The following is a 15,079-nucleotide window of genomic DNA, read 5'->3' as shown; positions in this document are numbered from 1 at the left end:
GAGAAGGCGCAGGGCAACCCGAACTTCGCCACCCTGGTCCGCCTCTCCGACACCCTGGGCCTCTCGGTATCCGCGCTCATGGAAGGCCCGGCCGAAGGCCGCGTCCGGGTCGTGACCGCAGATGCCGTCATGCCCCTGTGGAAGGGCGAACGCGGCAGCGAAGCCCGGCTCATGCTGACCACCCCGGGATCAGCCCCGGTCGAGGTCTGGCGCTGGACACTGGAGCCCGGCGAGGAATACCCCAGCCACCCCCACCAGGCCGGCGTCGTAGAGACCGTCAGCGTCACCGCCGGACGGATGATGCTCGTCGTCGACGGCGCTGAGCATCCTGTCCAGGCTGGCCAGACAGCCGCCTTCGACGGCGACACCGCCCACACCTACCGCGGCGCGGGCACTGAGAGCTGCCACCTGATCATGACCGTCCACCTACCGCATGGCCCCGCCTAAGATCTGCGGCCTCACCGAGTAAACCCGGCTGGACTCGCCGGCCGCGTCAACCGTGCAGAGCGCACGTCGACTGCGACACGGCGAGCCCTCCGTCATGCGGGCCGCCTCACAGCCGCCCCCTCCCGGCGATCCGGTCGGTGTTCACGCAGGTCAGGGAAGCGAAGCCTGGACTAAGACCTTCAGCAGGCCAACTCCAATGCACGAAGGGCCAACTACGCGCTCAAAGGCCAGATATCACTGTGGCTGAGCGCTTCAGTTGGCCCCATCGGCCATGTGCAGCGCTCAGCTCGCGAGGCTCTGCCCCGGGAGGGGTCCAGCGGCGCATCCGTATCCGGAAGGTGGATCTTTACGGAGACTGCGGCCGAGGAGGGCGTACATGGGTTGAGCTGCGACGGCTCGGGGTGAGGTGGAGCGGGCGTTCTGACGCTGGCCGGCCCCCTGTGCGACGTCAAGCAGGGACGTTGAGCGGTGGGTGCTCGAGTACGCGGGGCTTGTACTCGACCAGCTGGATGCGGCCGTCGAAGGTGCGGTGCTCGATCATCTCGAGGGCAATGTCCGGATAGCCGTCGTAGATGCGTTCCTCGCCCGTGGCCCCGGTGATCACCGGGAACATCACGACCCGGAAGCGGTCGACGAGTCCGGCTCGCAGCAGGGACCGGCACAGGCTGAGGCTGCCGATTGTGCTGAGGAGCCCTGAGCCACTCGACTTCATCGCACGGACCGCCTCGACGGCGTCGTCGCGGACGAGCTTGGAGTTGGCCCACCTCAGTGGCTCCTGGACTGAGGAGGAGAACACCACCTTGGACGCTTGCGTGAGCTCGTCGACGGACGCCTCTTCCTCGGGCCTGAACTCGTCTTGGCCAGGTGGGACCTCGCCTGCGGCGAAGCCCGACATAAGGCGGTAGGTGTTCGCTCCCATCAGGTAGGTGACCTTCGGCTGCTCACCGAGCCATGCGAGGTACTCCGGGCCCTCGAGGCCCCAGAACCCGGGCCACCCCTCTCCCGATGCATAGCCGTCGAGGGAGGTGATGAAGTCGACAAGAAGCTCCGACATGACGGTGTCCTCTCCTGTGGTCTCACGAGCATGGACCGGCCGGGAGCCACAAACTCATCGGCCACGCTGCGGAGTAACGAGAAATCATGTAGCCGGACATTGAGCCGTGCGAGGTCTGCCGGCCGGACACCGCACTGCAAGGCTGATCGGCGCTGCCAGCGCAGCCCAAGCCGGGCCAGGCAGCCGGCCTCGACTGCGCCTCAACTGCAGCGCCTCTTCAAGATCAGCGGAGTCGATGCTCCCCTGCACGTTCGGGCAACGGTTGAGGAAGCTGTCGCTCCTTAGCCGCCGGAGCTCGACGAGGGGTGGGGCGTGTCCCAGATGAAGGTCAAGCACGGTGATGCCGTCGCGTCCGGTGAGCACGCCCTCGGGGCGGTGGGTGGCTGATGGCCGGCCGCTGGATGGACTTTCGCATGTTCAACGCCCGGGGCCTGCCCGGTGCGGATGCACTCGGTATCGCGATCGAGCAGATGGTGACCGGGATCGCCTCGCCCGTCGACAGCGAACGCGGCCTCGCGGCCCGGCCGAACTACCCGACCAAGACGGATGCGGGATACGAGGCGATGGACCGCGCGAGCATCCACGTTTTCCCGCGCACCCTGATGGCCTGGCTCGCGGAGGAGCGGATCCCGAACAAGGCGAACCGGTCGCGGCCGGATGCCGCGTACTGGGACCTGCGCCGCCGCAACGTGGCCGCAGACCTGAAGAAGCGGCTGAATAACCACGGCCGCGGAACCCGTGTTGAAATCAACCCCGTCGACGGCCGGCACCAGCGGGCCCTGTCCAGCCGCAGCATCAACGTGCGCGGCGTCTGGGACCGCGCCGTCGACGCCTGGACGACGGCGTCGACGAACTCGACGCCATCTCGGACGACATCATCCAAGACCTCGGATCCGAGTACGACGCCTACAGCAACGTCTCCTCAACCGGCTGGGCCGCCTGAGACCAAACGAAAGGTGCCTCGCCCCCGGCGTTGCAGCTGCCGGGGGGCGAGGCGTCTCGCACCATAGCGGGGCAGTCCTCCACCCGTATCACTGTGCTCCGCGATTTCAGAGACAGGCGTCGAGGTGACGGCATATCGTGATCCTTTTATCCTACGACGCCCTCTCTGCGTGCAGGCTCTCGTCCCAGGGCCTGTCACTCGGCGGCCGACACGGCACCGGACGTCGCACGCGGTCATCCGCCCGACAACGGAGATTCTGTTCATGAAGCGCACCACACGGGCATCGGCAGCCTTCCTGCTGGCCGGAGCCATAGCCACCGGAGCACTCACCGCCAGTACGGGAGCTGCCGATGCGGCTTCCAGCGCCACCTACGTCAACGACCTGGTGCGTACTTACGACACAGGCGACAGCGCCGGCAACTGGAACGAATGCAACAGCGCCATGTACGTGGAGAACGCCCGTCTTGACAGAGTTCACCCCAGAGATGCCCAGGAGTACTACTACTGCGCACCGGGGTACTTCGGAAACGGTGTCCAGAGGGTGAACCTCTGGTTCAGGCACCGGTCCTGACGGTCGCCACCCCCGTTGCAGGCGTGGGCGCTCGGCGTACGGCAGTCCCGTGACTGAGCCCGCCTTCGAGCACATTCGGAGCTGAGAGCCTGAGAGGACCTTTGTGGCTGAATGTCCGGTCCTCTCAGGTGCGCCTCTCGCAGGCCGCTCCCTTGTTTCACAGGACAAGCAGCTGCACGGCGACTACGTGTCGGAGAAGCAGGACAGCCCCGGTTGCACGACCGAGGAGGCCGAGCGTCTTGCCGGGCACCGGGCGTGGATCCTGGAGCTGACCACCTTCGTGATCACTCACCCGTACTGGGTGACGCTGTCCGGCCCGGACCGGGTGGTGGCCCGGACCGCCCTCAAGCACGCCCACGACGCGGCCGGCCCCGACGCGTAGCCATGCCGGACGACACCCTGAACTCCGGCAACATCAGCGACCTGGAGAAGAACCGGGCTCTTCTGGACTTGGCTGCGTTGGCAGCTTGGGCAGACCGAGCGCCGCGTCTGCGAGCTGGGGATCCAGGAAGCCCAAGAACGCGTACGCCGCGAGCGGGCGCGGGCGGAGATGTCGTGGAAGATCCAGCCGCAGCGTTCCTCATCGACGGCCTTGCTGCACCGGGGTGCGCCACATGCCCGGACCAGGTGGGGCTGGTCTGCCGCGAGGACGCGATGGTGGCCCTGGCTGAGTGGGACATCGAGCCGTGCGAGGTCTGCCGGCCGGACACCGGACTGCGAGACTGACGGGCAGTCCGGTGTCCCTGACCGCTCCTTGAGGGAGCCTCGCGTTGTTCTGAGTGAGTGTCGGGAACTGGGTGATCAAGAAGTTCGGGGTCGGCGACGTTTCTGATCACCTGGGTCGATATCATGACTTGATGGCGACACCAGATTTCATCCTTGCGCTGCGCAAGAAGATCGGAAGCGATCCGTTGTGGCTGTCAGGCGTGACCGCAGTCGTCATAAGGGATGAGCGGGTCCTCTTGGCGAAGCGCGCAGATAACGGCAAGTGGACGCCAGTGACTGGGATCATCGATCCGGGGGAGCAGCCTGCGGATGCCGCGGCCCGGGAGGTCTTCGAGGAGACCGGCGTCGTGGCTGTTCCGGAGCGGCTGGCGATGGTTCACGTCACGGACCCTGTCGTCTATGACAACGGGGACCAGGCGCGGTATCTCGACCTGGTGTTCCGCTTTGCCTGGAAGTCTGGCGTTCCGCTCCCCGCCGACGGTGAGAACACAGCTGTCGGTTGGTTTCAGCTGGACGACTTGCCCCTGATGTCAGTGGACATGTGTAGACGAATTGCAGCTGCCGTGTCCAACGAGCCGGCAGCCCAGTACGTTGTCTCCCCGTAGTCGCTGAGCGGGCATACAACCGCACCTGAAGCGACCCCCCCTTGGAGGGAGCCCGCGTGGTGTTGAGGCCACCTGTGGAGCCGATGCTTGCGCAGGCCCGCGAGGCCCTTCCACCCCTCGCGCCCGGCCTGATGGCGGTGCAGCCCAAGTTCGACGGGTTCCGGGCGCTGCTCTTCACCCCGCTGCGCGCGGGCGGGCCGGTGTTGTTGCAGACCCGGGGCGGGGCCCTGTAGCAGGGCCGCTTCCCCGACCGTGCCGCTGCCGCACGCAGCTTCCCGGCCGGTCTCGTCCTGGACGCCGTTATCGACCTGTACAGGTGTCTCAGCCCCAAGGTGTCTCAGGCAGCGCACCTCCGTAGACGAGGCACGTTCGTCGCCGATCTGCGTCTGGGCCGTCATCGAGCTGCGCAGCACGACGCCCCTGGTCGATGTGCGGGCGGTGCGGCACCCGGCGGTCGCCGGGGCGAACATCGCCATGTTCGTCGGCGGGATCGGCATGTACCTCTTGCTCACGCTCATCACCCGGTACGCGCAGATGCCGGACGGCGCCGGCTACAGCTTCGGGCTGACGACCTTCGTCGCCGGGCTGGTCCTCATCCCGTTCTCGGTGCTGGGGTTCGTCGCCGGCAACCTCACGCCGCGGGTCCGGCGCGGATCGCCGACCCCCTGCTCCTGGCCGGCAGCGCCGACGTGGTCGGCGGCGGGTTCGCCCTGTTCGCGGCGGCCCGGTCGGACCTGGCCGAACTGTTCGCGGCGATGGGGGTACTCGGCTTCGGCTTCGGCGGCTTCTCGGCCGCGATGCCCGGCGTCATCCTGGCCGTCACCCCCAAGAGCGAGACGTCGGGCGCCATGAGCTTCAACTACGTCGTCCGCAGCGTCGGGTACTCCCTGGGCAGCGCCATCGGCGGCCTGATCCTCGCCGCGGGCACCGGCCCCAACCACCTCTTCCCCGACGACGGCGCCTACACCACCGCGGCGCTGGTCGGCGTCGGCGCCATGGCGATCACGACGCTGACAAGCCTCGCTCTCGCCCGCCGACGCTCGTCCGAGACCAACCCGTAAGAGCTCGCGCACATAGGCGGTGTGGGGAGCCTCGGCAGCAAGGCGGGCACCGGTCCCGATGAACATGGAGTCGCGACACTCTGTGACCACTGGAGAGGCTGAGCCCGTCGTGCCGTCACGGCCGTCAGTCCGCCGCCTTGGGCCGCCAACCGGAGGCCCAAGCATCGAGCGGGGCGAGGGATTCTTGAAGGGTCCTGCCCTGTTCAGTGAGCAGGTACCCCTCGCCGGCGTGCTCGACGAGGTCGGCCTGTCCGAGCTCGCGAAGCCTGTCTGCCAGGACGCTTGATGAGACGCCGCCACATCGTTGCTGGAGCTGGCGGAAGGTCGGAGATGAGCCGTCCCGTAGCTCCCACAGGACTCGCAGCGCCCAGCGTCGGCCCAAGAGGTCCAGGAGCGCCATGATCGGGCGCCCCGTGTGCGAGCCGCGGACCCGGCGGCCTGGGAGTGGTGTTGGTCGTGTCATCTGCTTCCCTTTCCAAAGCGTCAATGTTAACGTCTCGCTGTGCCTCTGAAATCGAAGCAGCCGCACATCGAACCGCTCTCGCCGCCCTATGGCGAGGGAGCCAGCGAGGCCCTTGAGCTCCTCGGGCATTCCCCCATCCAGCTGTTCCGGGTGTGGGCCCGCCGGCCCGAGCTCGCCCGCTCCGTCGCGGGCTGGGGAAGCTACTACTTCTCTCGGCGCTCCGCTCTCACTCTGCGCCAGCGCGAGCTGGTCATCGACCGGACCACCGCGCTGTGTGGCGCCGACTACGAGTGGGCCGTGCACGTCGCGGGCTTCGCCGAGAGGGCGGGACTCGACGCGGCGCAGCTGGCGTCCCTCGCGAAGGGAAGGCCGACGGACGACTGCTGGCACACCACCGATCGTGCCGTGCTCGAAGCCGTCGACGAGCTCCATGCGACCTTTGACCTCTCCGACGACACCTGGGCGAATCTGGTCGCTGTCGCCGATGAAGATGCCGCACTCGATCTGGTCTTGATCTGCGGTTGGTACCACGCCATCTCTTTCGCCGTCAGGGCGCTCCGCCTGCCCCTTCAACCCGGCACCGAGCCGATCTCCGCACACTGATCCAAGTCACATGCACTCATCCCAACACTGGAGGTTCCATGCCCAAGGGCTACTGGGTCAGCGTCTACCCCACCATCGAGGACACCGAGAGGCTTGATGTCTACAACGAACTGGCAGGTCTAGCCGTCGCGGCCGCGAGCGGGCGGGTGCTCGCCAGCATCGGCAGCCGGGTCGTCGCGCACGAAGCCGGAATCGCCGAGCGCGTCGTCCTGATTGAGTTCGACAGCTTCGAACAGGCCGTCGCCGCACGCGCGAGCGCGGCCTACCAGGAGGCGCTGGCCGAACTCCCCGACGGCTTCGAGCGCGACTTCCGCATCGTCGAAGGCATCGACTGAGCGAGGTCCGGTCGGATCTTCACGGAAGGCTCACAGAGCTCCAAGAGGCTCGACCCGCCGAGAGGCTGTGCAACGGCGGCTACACGCTCACCCCGCTCGGCCACGACGCCCACGGGGCCCTGCGTTCGGTCACCGAGTGGTCGCAGCGGTGGGCTGCCGAGCTTGCCGACGCCCCGCCCACTGCCGCCGAGGGTGCCAGCGCAACCGGTTCTGACAGCGGTCCGCGCGCGGGACACCTCAGATTTTCGGCCCGTAACCACAGGACTGGAGACCCCGGACCATGACAGAGTTCCCCTCACAGGCGGCGCGAACCGCCGTCGCCGCTGCCCTGGCCGAGGATCAGTCGGGCCAGGACATCACCACCGCGTGGAGCGTTCCCGAAGGCATGGCGGCCGTGGCCGAGATCCGCGCCCGGCAATGCGGCATCACCGGCGGTCTCCCCGTGGTCGCCGAGGTCTTCGCTCAGGTCGACCCCGAGGTCACAGTGGAAGCGCTCGTCCCCGACGGCGCCCGGCTGACCGGCGACGATGTCCTGGTGCGCCTGTCCGGCTCGGCGCGCAGCCTGATCACCGGGGAGCGTACGGCGCTGAACTTCCTGCAGCGCATGTGCGGCATCGCGACGCTTACCGACCGCTACGTCCAGGCCGTGGCCGGGACCGAGGCGCGCATCCTGGACACCCGCAAGACGGCGCCGGGCCTGCGCGCCCTGGACAAGTACGCGGTGACCGTCGGCGGCGGCCGCAACCACCGGCTCAACCTCGCGGCGATGGTGCTGCTCAAGGAGAACCACATCGCCGCGGCAGGCGGCGTGACCACCGCGATCGACGCGGTCCGGCGCGGGATGGCGCGCACCGGGCAGAAGGTACAGACCGATGTCGAGGTGCAGACCGTGGCGCAGGCCGTTGAGGCCCTCGATGCCGGGGCCCGCTGGATCATGCTCGACAACATGCCGGTAGCCGACATCGAAATGGTCGTGAAAATCCGGGCCGAGCGCGCCGACGCCTCCCGGATCCTGCTGGAAGCCTCGGGTACCGTCCGTCTGGCCAGCGTCCGCGCCATCGCCGAGACGGGAGTCGACCTCATCTCGGTCGGCGCGTTGACGCACAGCGCGCCCGCGCTGGACCTGACGATGCTGCTGACGACCGACCCGGTGCCATGCCCGAGGTAGTGGTCATCGACGCGTGTCAGCGGCAGGGCCGGGGCGGCAGCCCGACCCCTGTTCTCGACGAAGCGTGGTTCACCGACGAGGAGCGATGCCGCATTCCCGGGGAACTGGGCACTTCGCACGCCGTCTTCATCCGTGCCACCGGAGTTGAGCGCGGCCGTCCCTCGTACTCGCTCCGGTTCTTCACCGCCGAAGGCGAACTGCCTGCCTGCGGCCACGGCACCGTCGCGGCCCTGGCGCTGCTCGCCATACGCGAAGGCAGCAGCGACCACCACGCCGTGCTGTGTGCGACGAGCCGCACAGCCACCGGGCCAGCAGGACCCAGGCAGCTCTCCGAACGGGCCCGGCTTGTCGTGCACAGATCCGCGATCACGGCACCGCCCCCATCTCGCTTCGATCACCTCGTTGACGTCGAATCCGTCCACCATCCCGAAGCCGAGGCACAGGCGCCTGCTCTCCGCTCAGGAACCACTCACGCCGGTGATCTGCCGACGGACCAGCGGTTGTTGATGAGACACATGTGTAGCTCACATAAACGGCGGCCTCGTCGTCCTCCAGCACGGGCGGCTCATCTTCACCTGCCCTGCAACGCGGCGCGACAGCTGGCCGCAAGACCCGGGCCCTGGTGGCCGGGATGCCCGTCCACTACATCTTCTCTGTCCAGTTCAGCACCGACGAGAACGAGTGAGTCCCTGGGGCCTGGAGCAGGAGCTCCGACCCTTGCTTCGATGGTGGTCGTAGTATGGGACGGCCGTATTCATCAGCCGCAAGGAGTCACCGTGGCCCGTCCCCGTTCTGCCCCCCGGACGGTGGAGCATCCCGATCTGTCGCAGGTCTCTCTGCATCAGGTCCTGGAGGCGCTGGTGGATCCGGTGCGCCGGTCGGTGGTGGCGCAGCTGGCGGGTGCGGGTGCGGACCTGAGCTGCGGGACTTTCGTCGCGCCGGTGTCGCTGTCGACGCTGACGCATCACTTCAACGTGCTGCGCGAGGCGGGTGTGATCCGCCAGTACTACGTGGGGACGGCGAAAATGAACGCATTGCGCACCGATGAGATGGATGAGCGGTTCCCTGGGCTGCTGCCGGCTGTGCTGGCCGCGCTGGCCGCGGAGGCGGCGGACGCCGCCTGAGTCTGCCGGGGGCATCGCACCAGGTACATACTTTGATGGTCATCGTAATTTGACCGTGGTCAAAGCTTGGGGCAGAGTGGAGAGCGTGCCGGGATCATCCGGTGTTCTCCCGTTTTCTACCCTCAGGGCTGGTGCACCATGGCAAAGCTCGTGCAGTTCGACCGGACCGGCGGACCCGAGGTCCTCGCCCTCCGCGATGTCGCCTCCCGCGCTCCGGGCGCGGGCGACGTACGTATCCGGGTCGACGCGATCGGCCTGAACCGGGCCGAGATCATGTACCGGGAAGGCGCCTACTTCTACCAGCCGGTCTTTCCCTCCACGCTCGGCTACGAGGCCGCGGGCGTCATCGAAGCGGTGGGCGAAGGCGTGAGCGGGTTCTCCACGGGCGACCCGGTGGCCGTCGTCCCGGCGTTCCTGCAGAGCGAGTACGGCACCTACGGCACCAGCGTCGTCCTGCCGGCCGCAGCCGTCGTCCCCCGCCCCGAGCAGGTGGACGCCGTCACCGCGGCGGCTGTGTGGATGGCCTACATCACCGCCTACGGCCCCCTCGCCGAAAGCAGCCAGGTGCGTCCGGGCGACCACGTCCTGATCACCGCGGCATCCAGCAGCGTCGGTCTGGCCGCCATCCAGATCGCCCGCCACATCGGCGCGATCCCGATCGCCACCACCCGCAACGCAGCCAAGAAGCAGCGCCTCCTGGACGCCGGCGCGGCCGACGTCATCGTCACCGACGACGAGGACCTGCCCACCCGCATCGAGGAGATCACCGGCAGCACGGGTGTACGCCTGGCCTTCGACCCGATCGCAGGACCCGGCGTCGAAACCCTCGCCAAGGGCATCGCCCCCGGCGGGCACCTGGTCGTCTACGGCGCGCTCGACCCGCGCCCCACCCCGCTGCCCAACGCGCAGTCCTTCCCCGCGCTGAACACCAGCACCTACACCCTCTTCGAAATCACGGGTGACCCCGAACGGCTGCGCCGCGCCGTCGCGTTCATCAACGCCGGACTCGCCTCAGGCTCGTTCGCCCCCGTCGTCGACAAGACCTTCGACCTGACCGACATCGCCGAGGCCCACCGCTACATGGAGGCCAACGGCCAGGTCGGCAAGATCGTCGTCACCGTCACCCACGACGACACCACCGCCTGAGACCGCCGCGCCGCTCCCACCGCTTTCCCTCGGATGCAAGAGAAAGGAGCACGTGTCATGCGTGCCTGGCAGCTCGAAGACTTCGGCCTGGACAACCTCCGCCTCGCGGAGCGCCCCACCCCCAAGCCCGGACCCGGTCAGATCCTCGTGAAGGTCTCCGCGGTCTCCCTGAACTTCCGTGACAAGGCGATCGTCGACGGCGTCTACAACCCGGAGAAGATGCCGAAGAACCTCATTCCGGTCAACGACGCGGCCGGTGTGGTCGCCGAGCTCGGCCCCGGCGTCACCGAGTGGCAGGTCGGCGACCGTGTGATGTCGCACTTCTACTCGCACTGGCTGGACGGCGCCCCCGCCCGGGATGAGCCCGACTGGCAGCTCGGCGGCCCGATCGACGGCGGCCTCGCCGAGTACATGATTCTCGAAGCGAACTCGGCCGTGCCGACGCCGGCCAACCTCACCGATGAGCAGGCGTCCACCCTGCCGATCGCGGCGCTGACGGCCTGGTACTCGCTGGTCGAGTACGGCAACCTGAAGCCCGGCCAGTCCGTCCTGGTCCAGGGCACCGGTGGCGTCTCCCTGTTCGCCATCCAGATCGCCACCGCCCTCGGCGCCCGTGTCATCGCCACCTCCAGCAGCGACGACAAGCTGAAGAAGGCGGCCGCTCTCGGCGCGTCCGACCTCATCAACTACCGCACCACCCCGGACTGGGCCGGGAAGGTACGCGAGCTCACCGACGGTCAGGGCGTGGACCAGGTCATCGAGGTCGTAGGCGGCGACAACCTCAACCAGTCCGTCCACGCCACCCGGGCCGCCGGTCACATCTCCCTGGTCGGCTTCCTCGGCGGCATGACCGCTCCCCTCGACGTCCTGTCCCTGCTCTACAGCCAGGCCGCCATCCGCGGCATCGCGGTGGGCCACCGCCGCGCCTTCCTCGACATGAACACCTGGATCGAGAAGAACGGCCTGGACCCGGTCATCGACACCGTCTACGCCTTCGACGACGCGATCAAGGCGTACGAGCACCTCGCCCGCGGCGCCTTCGGCAAGATCGTCATCCGCGTCGCCGACTGACACCGCGCCCGCCCTTGCAAGGACGGCCCCGCCTCGTCTGAATTCGGTCCTCGTTGCCCCGTCCTTGTCGCGGAGTTCAGCGCCGACGTGTCCCTGGACCACGGCGTGTGGCGCCAGCCGCTGTGCTTCGAGCGGCTCCGTCTGGACACCACCGAAGCCGATGTCCTGCCGTTCGGCGAGGTGCAGTAGCTGCACAGAACGGAGCGCCCCTGGCTGATCACCTGTGGCGTCTTGCGCCGGACACGGTGCGAACTCTGGTCCTGCTCGCCAGGAGGGCTACTACCTCTCTGACAGGAGAGCGAAAATCTATCCTGGGTGGAGTAGACATTGGGTGGTGGTGTAGTTATGGTTTCTCTCGTAGCCAGCAAGGACAGCAGGGCCGGGCAGAGACGAACTGCCTGGCAGAAGTACACGCAGTACAGGTAGTTGGAGTTCGCAGGACGGTGCGGTGGTGGAGTTTCGAAGCCAGGTTTGTTGGGGCGACGGGACTGGCGACCGGACCGGGCGGCCCGCAGTGATCAGGGGCCGCCGTGAGCGGGACCGCAGTTAACGAAGTAGCAGTGCAGTGAGTGAGTGGTACCTCGGTGAAGGCGTCGGCTGCGGGCGCGCGCATCGGGAGGTTCGGCAGTGGGGTTCTAAGCCAGAGTGGATCGCAGGACGGGCGACGGGGCTGGCTGCCGGAGAGTGTGGCGCTGTCACAGGCCACCGAGCAGTACGCATCACGGTTCGCAGTGCCAGCAGTAGCAGTAGTGATCCCAGAGGGATGAACGGAGGAACCAGGCGCCATCAGGATCGCCCGGACGCCACACGGGTCCGGGTACCGCAGGACATCGATAGTGAGGTGGTCTCCGGTCAAGCAACCGCGATCCCCGCACCCCCGACCACAGCATTCAGGTCGGGTTCGCGGAAACAGAAGGCCGGCGCAGGACCAGGGTCGGCAGATGGTGTAGCAGTTCCTTCGGGGCCCCGGTGTCATTGGCGCCGGGGCCCCTCCATGCGCGGCCGCGACGACCAGAAGAGCCCGCGGCAGTCACCGGCCGCCGCCTCAGCACCCCCAAGGTGCGGGTTCTGGAGCAGCAGCGAGGGTTCTCCGCAGAGGCAGCAGGTTCATCGTGAAAGACACCGACGGCCTGAGTCTGGCGGTCTGATCACATCATCTGGTGGCCGGCCGGGGCACCGCCCGGGTCGTCGGCCAGGACGACGGCCGCCCTGATGCGCTTGCCGACCGGCTCACGGTGGAACTCGAAGCTGCGGCAGAGCGCTATGACGATTTCCAATCCGTGCTGGCCGACCCGGTAGGGGTCCGGCGCCAGGATCAGCGGCAGCGCCGGGCTGCTGTCCCACACGGTCACCTCGACGGCGCCCTCGTTGGCCTCCAAAGTCAGCAGACACGGCCCGGGAGCGTATTTGCGGGCATTGGTCACCAGCTCGCTCACCACCAGCTGGACCATGCCCATCGCCCGTTTCGACACAGGCAGCCCATGCACAGCCTGCAACGACTCCAGAAAGTCCCGGGCCATGCCACGAGCAGAGGCGATGTCCTCGCTTCCCTCGAACACGGCGGACACCGAAATTAGGCGTTCCATCAACGGCCGCTGACACTCGTTTTGCCCAGCCAGGTCCATATAGCCCGCCTCATGAAGCACCGTCACTTATCCACCCCGCCTACCCCAAGAGCCTCGCCACACTCCACACACATCAGATACAGCAAGTCGCCCAGCGTCATGAACTCTCGAAACGCTCACTACGTGAGAGCGCCCCTCCCAGCGAGGGAGATGACAGCGAGAGACAGGCAGCCGGGAAGCGGGCGTGGTGGGCGATGGAAACACAAGTGGCCGGCACCCTCAGTCCGCCGAAGCGGGTGGCACAGGTGCCGGCCGACGCCAAGAGCAATCCAGAAGAGAACCGCGCCTTGAGCGGCTGACTTTACCCGTTGGCTCTGTTCACGAGAACCGACAGCACTTGTTCATGAGATTGAGCAGCAGTCGATTACGCATGAGAATCGAACACGCCCTTGGATGGCGGCTGCGGCTCGGCATCCGTTGGGTCCGGCCTCACCGCACGGTGCCACCCGGCGGGCCTCAGAGTCGTTCAGGAAGGTCACCGAAGCAGTGGGGGCGTACGGCCCAGTGGGCCGCGGCCGACCGGGCGATGATGAATCAGCGCTCAGGTCGCGTCCGGGAGGGCCGAGACGAGCATGCCCGTCAGCCAGTCCTCGTAGGTATCGGTGTCCCAGCCACGACCGGTGAGCTGGGTGTACAGGTGGGGGCCGGTCAACGCCCACCATGAGTCCGCCAGGCGAGCCGCGTCGATGTCCGGGGGCAGGGCGCCCGTGTCGGCGAGGTGGGCGACGAAAGCGCTTACGCCGGTCATCCGCTCCTCGTCGCTGAGGGCGAGGACCTGGCCGACCTCGGGGCCGGCTTGGGCGAGAAGGGCGGACAGGGCGGCGAGGCGTTCGTGGACGCCGCGGACGAACGCGGCGTACAGGCGGAGCTTGGCGTGAGCGTCGCGGGTGGCCAGGACGGCCTGGAGCTGGGGTCGCTCGGCTATGACCAGGGGCTCGTCGTCCCCGGCCAGGGTGACGTCCCACAGTGCCTTGACCAGCCCCGGCTTGCCGCCGAACGCCTTGTAGAGGGTCTCGGGGGAGACGCCGGCACGCTCGGCCACCGCGCGGACGGTGGTGGCCTGGTAGCCGTCACGGAACAGCAGCTCCCGGCCGGCCGCGAGAATCGCGGCGCGGTTGCGGCGCGCGGCCTGCTGTCGGCGTCCCGAGTTGTACGGCCTGCGCGGAGTCTCGCTGGGCATCTCGTGTTCCCTCTCATCCATTACAGTCGACTGTATCTAATTGTGCCGCCCCGCTCACGGAGGAACGCATGCCCCGCTCCACCTGCTCAGACCGGCGCGTCACCCCCGGCGTGGACCGCCTCGGTGACGACGTCGTCAACTTCTACCTGGTCGAGGAGACGGGCGGCCTGGTCCTCATCGACGCCGGACTGCCGGCCCACTTGAAGCAGCTGCGCGCGCACCTGGCCGGCTCCGGTCGCTCCCTGAGCGACATCCGCGCCGTGCTCCTGACCCACGGACATCCCGACCACACCGGACTGGCCCACACCCTCCAGCAGGCCGGCGCCGAACTCTGGGTCCACGAGGGCGACGCCGCGATCCTGCGCGACGGCCCGCGCAGTGCCCTGCGCCACGCCAAGCCGGAACGCTCCATGCTGCCCTACCTCCTGCACCGGCCCGCCGCGATCACCACCCCGCTCCACCTCGCTCGTAAGGGCGCCTTCACCGCCCCCGCCACCCCCGGCGCGCGCACCTTCGATACCGACCAGCGACTGGAGGAGGTCCCCGGCGCACCCCGGGCCGTCCCGCTGCCCGGCCACACCCAGGGCAGCACCGGCTACCTCTTCTCCGAACGCGGCCTGCTCTTCACCGGCGACGCCCTGGTCACCCACGACGACCTGACCGGACACACCGGCCCCACCCTCGTCTGCCGCGGCTTCACCCACGACAGCCACACCGCCCTGACCTCCCTGGACCGACTCGACGAACTCACCGACGCCACCGTGCTCCTGCCCGGCCACGGCCAACCCGTCACCGGCGATCCCCGCACCGCCACACGCCAGGCCCGACAGGCCGGCTCACACTGAATACACCCCACAGCCGCCGATCAACGCCCGCTCGATCCCGGATGCCGATGCCTGCATCAGCAGCAATGCCGTCCAGCGCCGAGCCATCGAACATCGAGCCCGGCAGGTGCCT

At 68.0% G+C, this 15,079-nt stretch carries 18 protein-coding genes and 2 pseudogenes; 16 read left to right on the top strand and 4 right to left on the bottom strand.

The window, feature by feature from the left end:
* The coding region (locus tag ACFUNE_RS35810; RefSeq protein WP_383576840.1) for a cupin domain-containing protein at positions 1-447 on the top strand (447 nt) is incomplete at its 5' end.
* Between the two features lie 448 nt (positions 448-895).
* Here ACFUNE_RS35810 and ACFUNE_RS35805 read toward each other — a convergent pair.
* Positions 896-1,501, bottom strand: a complete 606-nt coding sequence (locus ACFUNE_RS35805) for a dihydrofolate reductase family protein (RefSeq protein ID WP_383576838.1) — start codon at positions 1,499-1,501, stop codon at positions 896-898.
* Between the two features lie 386 nt (positions 1,502-1,887).
* Here ACFUNE_RS35805 and ACFUNE_RS35800 point away from each other — a divergent pair.
* The 7 genes and pseudogenes from ACFUNE_RS35800 (at position 1,888) to ACFUNE_RS35770 (ending at position 5,407) form a co-directional block, all read left to right on the top strand.
* Positions 1,888-2,444: pseudogene (locus tag ACFUNE_RS35800) on the top strand (transcriptional regulator).
* Between the two features lie 262 nt (positions 2,445-2,706).
* Complete coding sequence (locus tag ACFUNE_RS35795) at positions 2,707-3,015, top strand: hypothetical protein (protein WP_383576836.1); 309 nt, start codon at positions 2,707-2,709, stop codon at positions 3,013-3,015.
* A gap of 187 nt (positions 3,016-3,202) precedes the next feature.
* Positions 3,203-3,397, top strand: coding sequence for a hypothetical protein (locus ACFUNE_RS35790; protein ID WP_383576834.1), 195 nt, complete (start codon positions 3,203-3,205; stop codon positions 3,395-3,397).
* Positions 3,398-3,570: 173 nt separating this feature from the next.
* Positions 3,571-3,741, top strand: coding sequence for a DUF6233 domain-containing protein (locus ACFUNE_RS35785; protein ID WP_383576832.1), 171 nt, complete (start codon positions 3,571-3,573; stop codon positions 3,739-3,741).
* A gap of 71 nt (positions 3,742-3,812) precedes the next feature.
* Entirely contained in the window at positions 3,813-4,346 is a 534-nt protein-coding gene (locus ACFUNE_RS35780; protein WP_383576830.1) for an NUDIX domain-containing protein, read from the top strand.
* Positions 4,347-4,402: 56 nt separating this feature from the next.
* Complete coding sequence (locus ACFUNE_RS35775) at positions 4,403-4,579, top strand: hypothetical protein (RefSeq protein WP_383576828.1); 177 nt, start codon at positions 4,403-4,405, stop codon at positions 4,577-4,579.
* Positions 4,580-5,035: 456 nt separating this feature from the next.
* A complete protein-coding gene (locus ACFUNE_RS35770) occupies positions 5,036-5,407 on the top strand; it encodes an MFS transporter (RefSeq protein ID WP_383576827.1) in 372 nt (123 codons plus the stop codon).
* 124 nt (positions 5,408-5,531) lie between these two features.
* Here ACFUNE_RS35770 and ACFUNE_RS35765 read toward each other — a convergent pair whose 3' ends face one another.
* Complete coding sequence (locus tag ACFUNE_RS35765; RefSeq protein WP_199810501.1) at positions 5,532-5,807, bottom strand: helix-turn-helix domain-containing protein; 276 nt, start codon at positions 5,805-5,807, stop codon at positions 5,532-5,534.
* Positions 5,808-5,909: 102 nt separating this feature from the next.
* Here ACFUNE_RS35765 and ACFUNE_RS35760 point away from each other — a divergent pair, with 102 nt between their 5' ends.
* From ACFUNE_RS35760 to ACFUNE_RS35730, 7 genes and pseudogenes are all read left to right on the top strand, one after another.
* Complete coding sequence (locus ACFUNE_RS35760; RefSeq protein WP_383576825.1) at positions 5,910-6,473, top strand: carboxymuconolactone decarboxylase family protein; 564 nt, start codon at positions 5,910-5,912, stop codon at positions 6,471-6,473.
* Between the two features lie 38 nt (positions 6,474-6,511).
* Positions 6,512-6,808 carry a DUF1330 domain-containing protein gene (locus ACFUNE_RS35755; RefSeq protein ID WP_383576823.1) on the top strand — a complete coding sequence of 99 codons (297 nt, stop codon included), beginning with the start codon at positions 6,512-6,514 and terminating at the stop codon, positions 6,806-6,808.
* A gap of 280 nt (positions 6,809-7,088) precedes the next feature.
* The gene (gene nadC, locus ACFUNE_RS35750; protein ID WP_383576821.1) at positions 7,089-7,976 is read left to right on the top strand and encodes a carboxylating nicotinate-nucleotide diphosphorylase; all 888 of its coding nucleotides are present in this window, start codon (positions 7,089-7,091) and stop codon (positions 7,974-7,976) included.
* Positions 7,964-8,230: pseudogene (locus tag ACFUNE_RS35745) on the top strand (PhzF family phenazine biosynthesis protein); the annotation flags it as partial. The gene nadC and the pseudogene ACFUNE_RS35745, both read left to right, overlap by 13 nt.
* Before the next feature lie 522 nt (positions 8,231-8,752).
* Positions 8,753-9,100 (top strand): ArsR/SmtB family transcription factor, encoded by a 348-nt coding sequence (locus tag ACFUNE_RS35740; protein ID WP_383576850.1) that lies wholly within the window; start codon positions 8,753-8,755, stop codon positions 9,098-9,100.
* Positions 9,101-9,238: 138 nt separating this feature from the next.
* Complete coding sequence (locus ACFUNE_RS35735; protein ID WP_383576819.1) at positions 9,239-10,246, top strand: zinc-dependent alcohol dehydrogenase family protein; 1,008 nt, start codon at positions 9,239-9,241, stop codon at positions 10,244-10,246.
* Positions 10,247-10,303: 57 nt separating this feature from the next.
* Entirely contained in the window at positions 10,304-11,317 is a 1,014-nt protein-coding gene (locus tag ACFUNE_RS35730; RefSeq protein WP_383576817.1) for an NAD(P)-dependent alcohol dehydrogenase, read from the top strand.
* Positions 11,318-12,465: 1,148 nt separating this feature from the next.
* Here ACFUNE_RS35730 and ACFUNE_RS35725 read toward each other — a convergent pair.
* Both ACFUNE_RS35725 and ACFUNE_RS35720 read right to left on the bottom strand, forming a co-directional pair.
* Positions 12,466-12,942: an ATP-binding protein gene (locus ACFUNE_RS35725; protein WP_383576848.1), complete on the bottom strand. Its 477-nt coding sequence runs from the start codon at positions 12,940-12,942 to the stop codon at positions 12,466-12,468.
* A gap of 541 nt (positions 12,943-13,483) precedes the next feature.
* Positions 13,484-14,143 carry a TetR/AcrR family transcriptional regulator gene (locus ACFUNE_RS35720; protein WP_383576815.1) on the bottom strand — a complete coding sequence of 220 codons (660 nt, stop codon included), beginning with the start codon at positions 14,141-14,143 and terminating at the stop codon, positions 13,484-13,486.
* Between the two features lie 47 nt (positions 14,144-14,190).
* Between ACFUNE_RS35720 and ACFUNE_RS35715 the strand changes: the two genes are divergently transcribed.
* Positions 14,191-14,967: an MBL fold metallo-hydrolase gene (locus ACFUNE_RS35715; RefSeq protein WP_383576813.1), complete on the top strand. Its 777-nt coding sequence runs from the start codon at positions 14,191-14,193 to the stop codon at positions 14,965-14,967.
* Positions 14,968-15,079 lie beyond the last annotated feature (112 nt).

Source organism: Streptomyces sp. NPDC057287, assembly GCF_042667905.1.
GTDB lineage: Bacteria > Actinomycetota > Actinomycetes > Streptomycetales > Streptomycetaceae > Streptomyces.
The sequence above is the reverse complement of the archived record's forward strand: the minus strand, read 5'-3'. Positions and strand labels throughout refer to the sequence as shown.

Bases quoted from the DNA above. Each gene is read 5' to 3' on its own strand.
- ACFUNE_RS35725 (WP_383576848.1), bottom strand. From the start codon at position 12,942: ATGGACCTGGCTGGGCAAAACGAGTGTCAGCGGCCGTTGATGGAACGC.
- ACFUNE_RS35805 (WP_383576838.1), bottom strand. From the start codon at position 1,501: ATGTCGGAGCTTCTTGTCGACTTCATCACCTCCCTCGACGGCTATGCA.
- ACFUNE_RS35720 (WP_383576815.1), bottom strand. From the start codon at position 14,143: ATGGATGAGAGGGAACACGAGATGCCCAGCGAGACTCCGCGCAGGCCG.
- ACFUNE_RS35765 (WP_199810501.1), bottom strand. From the start codon at position 5,807: ATGGCGCTCCTGGACCTCTTGGGCCGACGCTGGGCGCTGCGAGTCCTG.
- ACFUNE_RS35730 (WP_383576817.1), top strand. From the start codon at position 10,304: ATGCGTGCCTGGCAGCTCGAAGACTTCGGCCTGGACAACCTCCGCCTC.
- ACFUNE_RS35715 (WP_383576813.1), top strand. From the start codon at position 14,191: ATGCCCCGCTCCACCTGCTCAGACCGGCGCGTCACCCCCGGCGTGGAC.
- ACFUNE_RS35735 (WP_383576819.1), top strand. From the start codon at position 9,239: ATGGCAAAGCTCGTGCAGTTCGACCGGACCGGCGGACCCGAGGTCCTC.
- ACFUNE_RS35795 (WP_383576836.1), top strand. From the start codon at position 2,707: ATGAAGCGCACCACACGGGCATCGGCAGCCTTCCTGCTGGCCGGAGCC.
- ACFUNE_RS35755 (WP_383576823.1), top strand. From the start codon at position 6,512: ATGCCCAAGGGCTACTGGGTCAGCGTCTACCCCACCATCGAGGACACC.
- nadC (WP_383576821.1), top strand. From the start codon at position 7,089: ATGACAGAGTTCCCCTCACAGGCGGCGCGAACCGCCGTCGCCGCTGCC.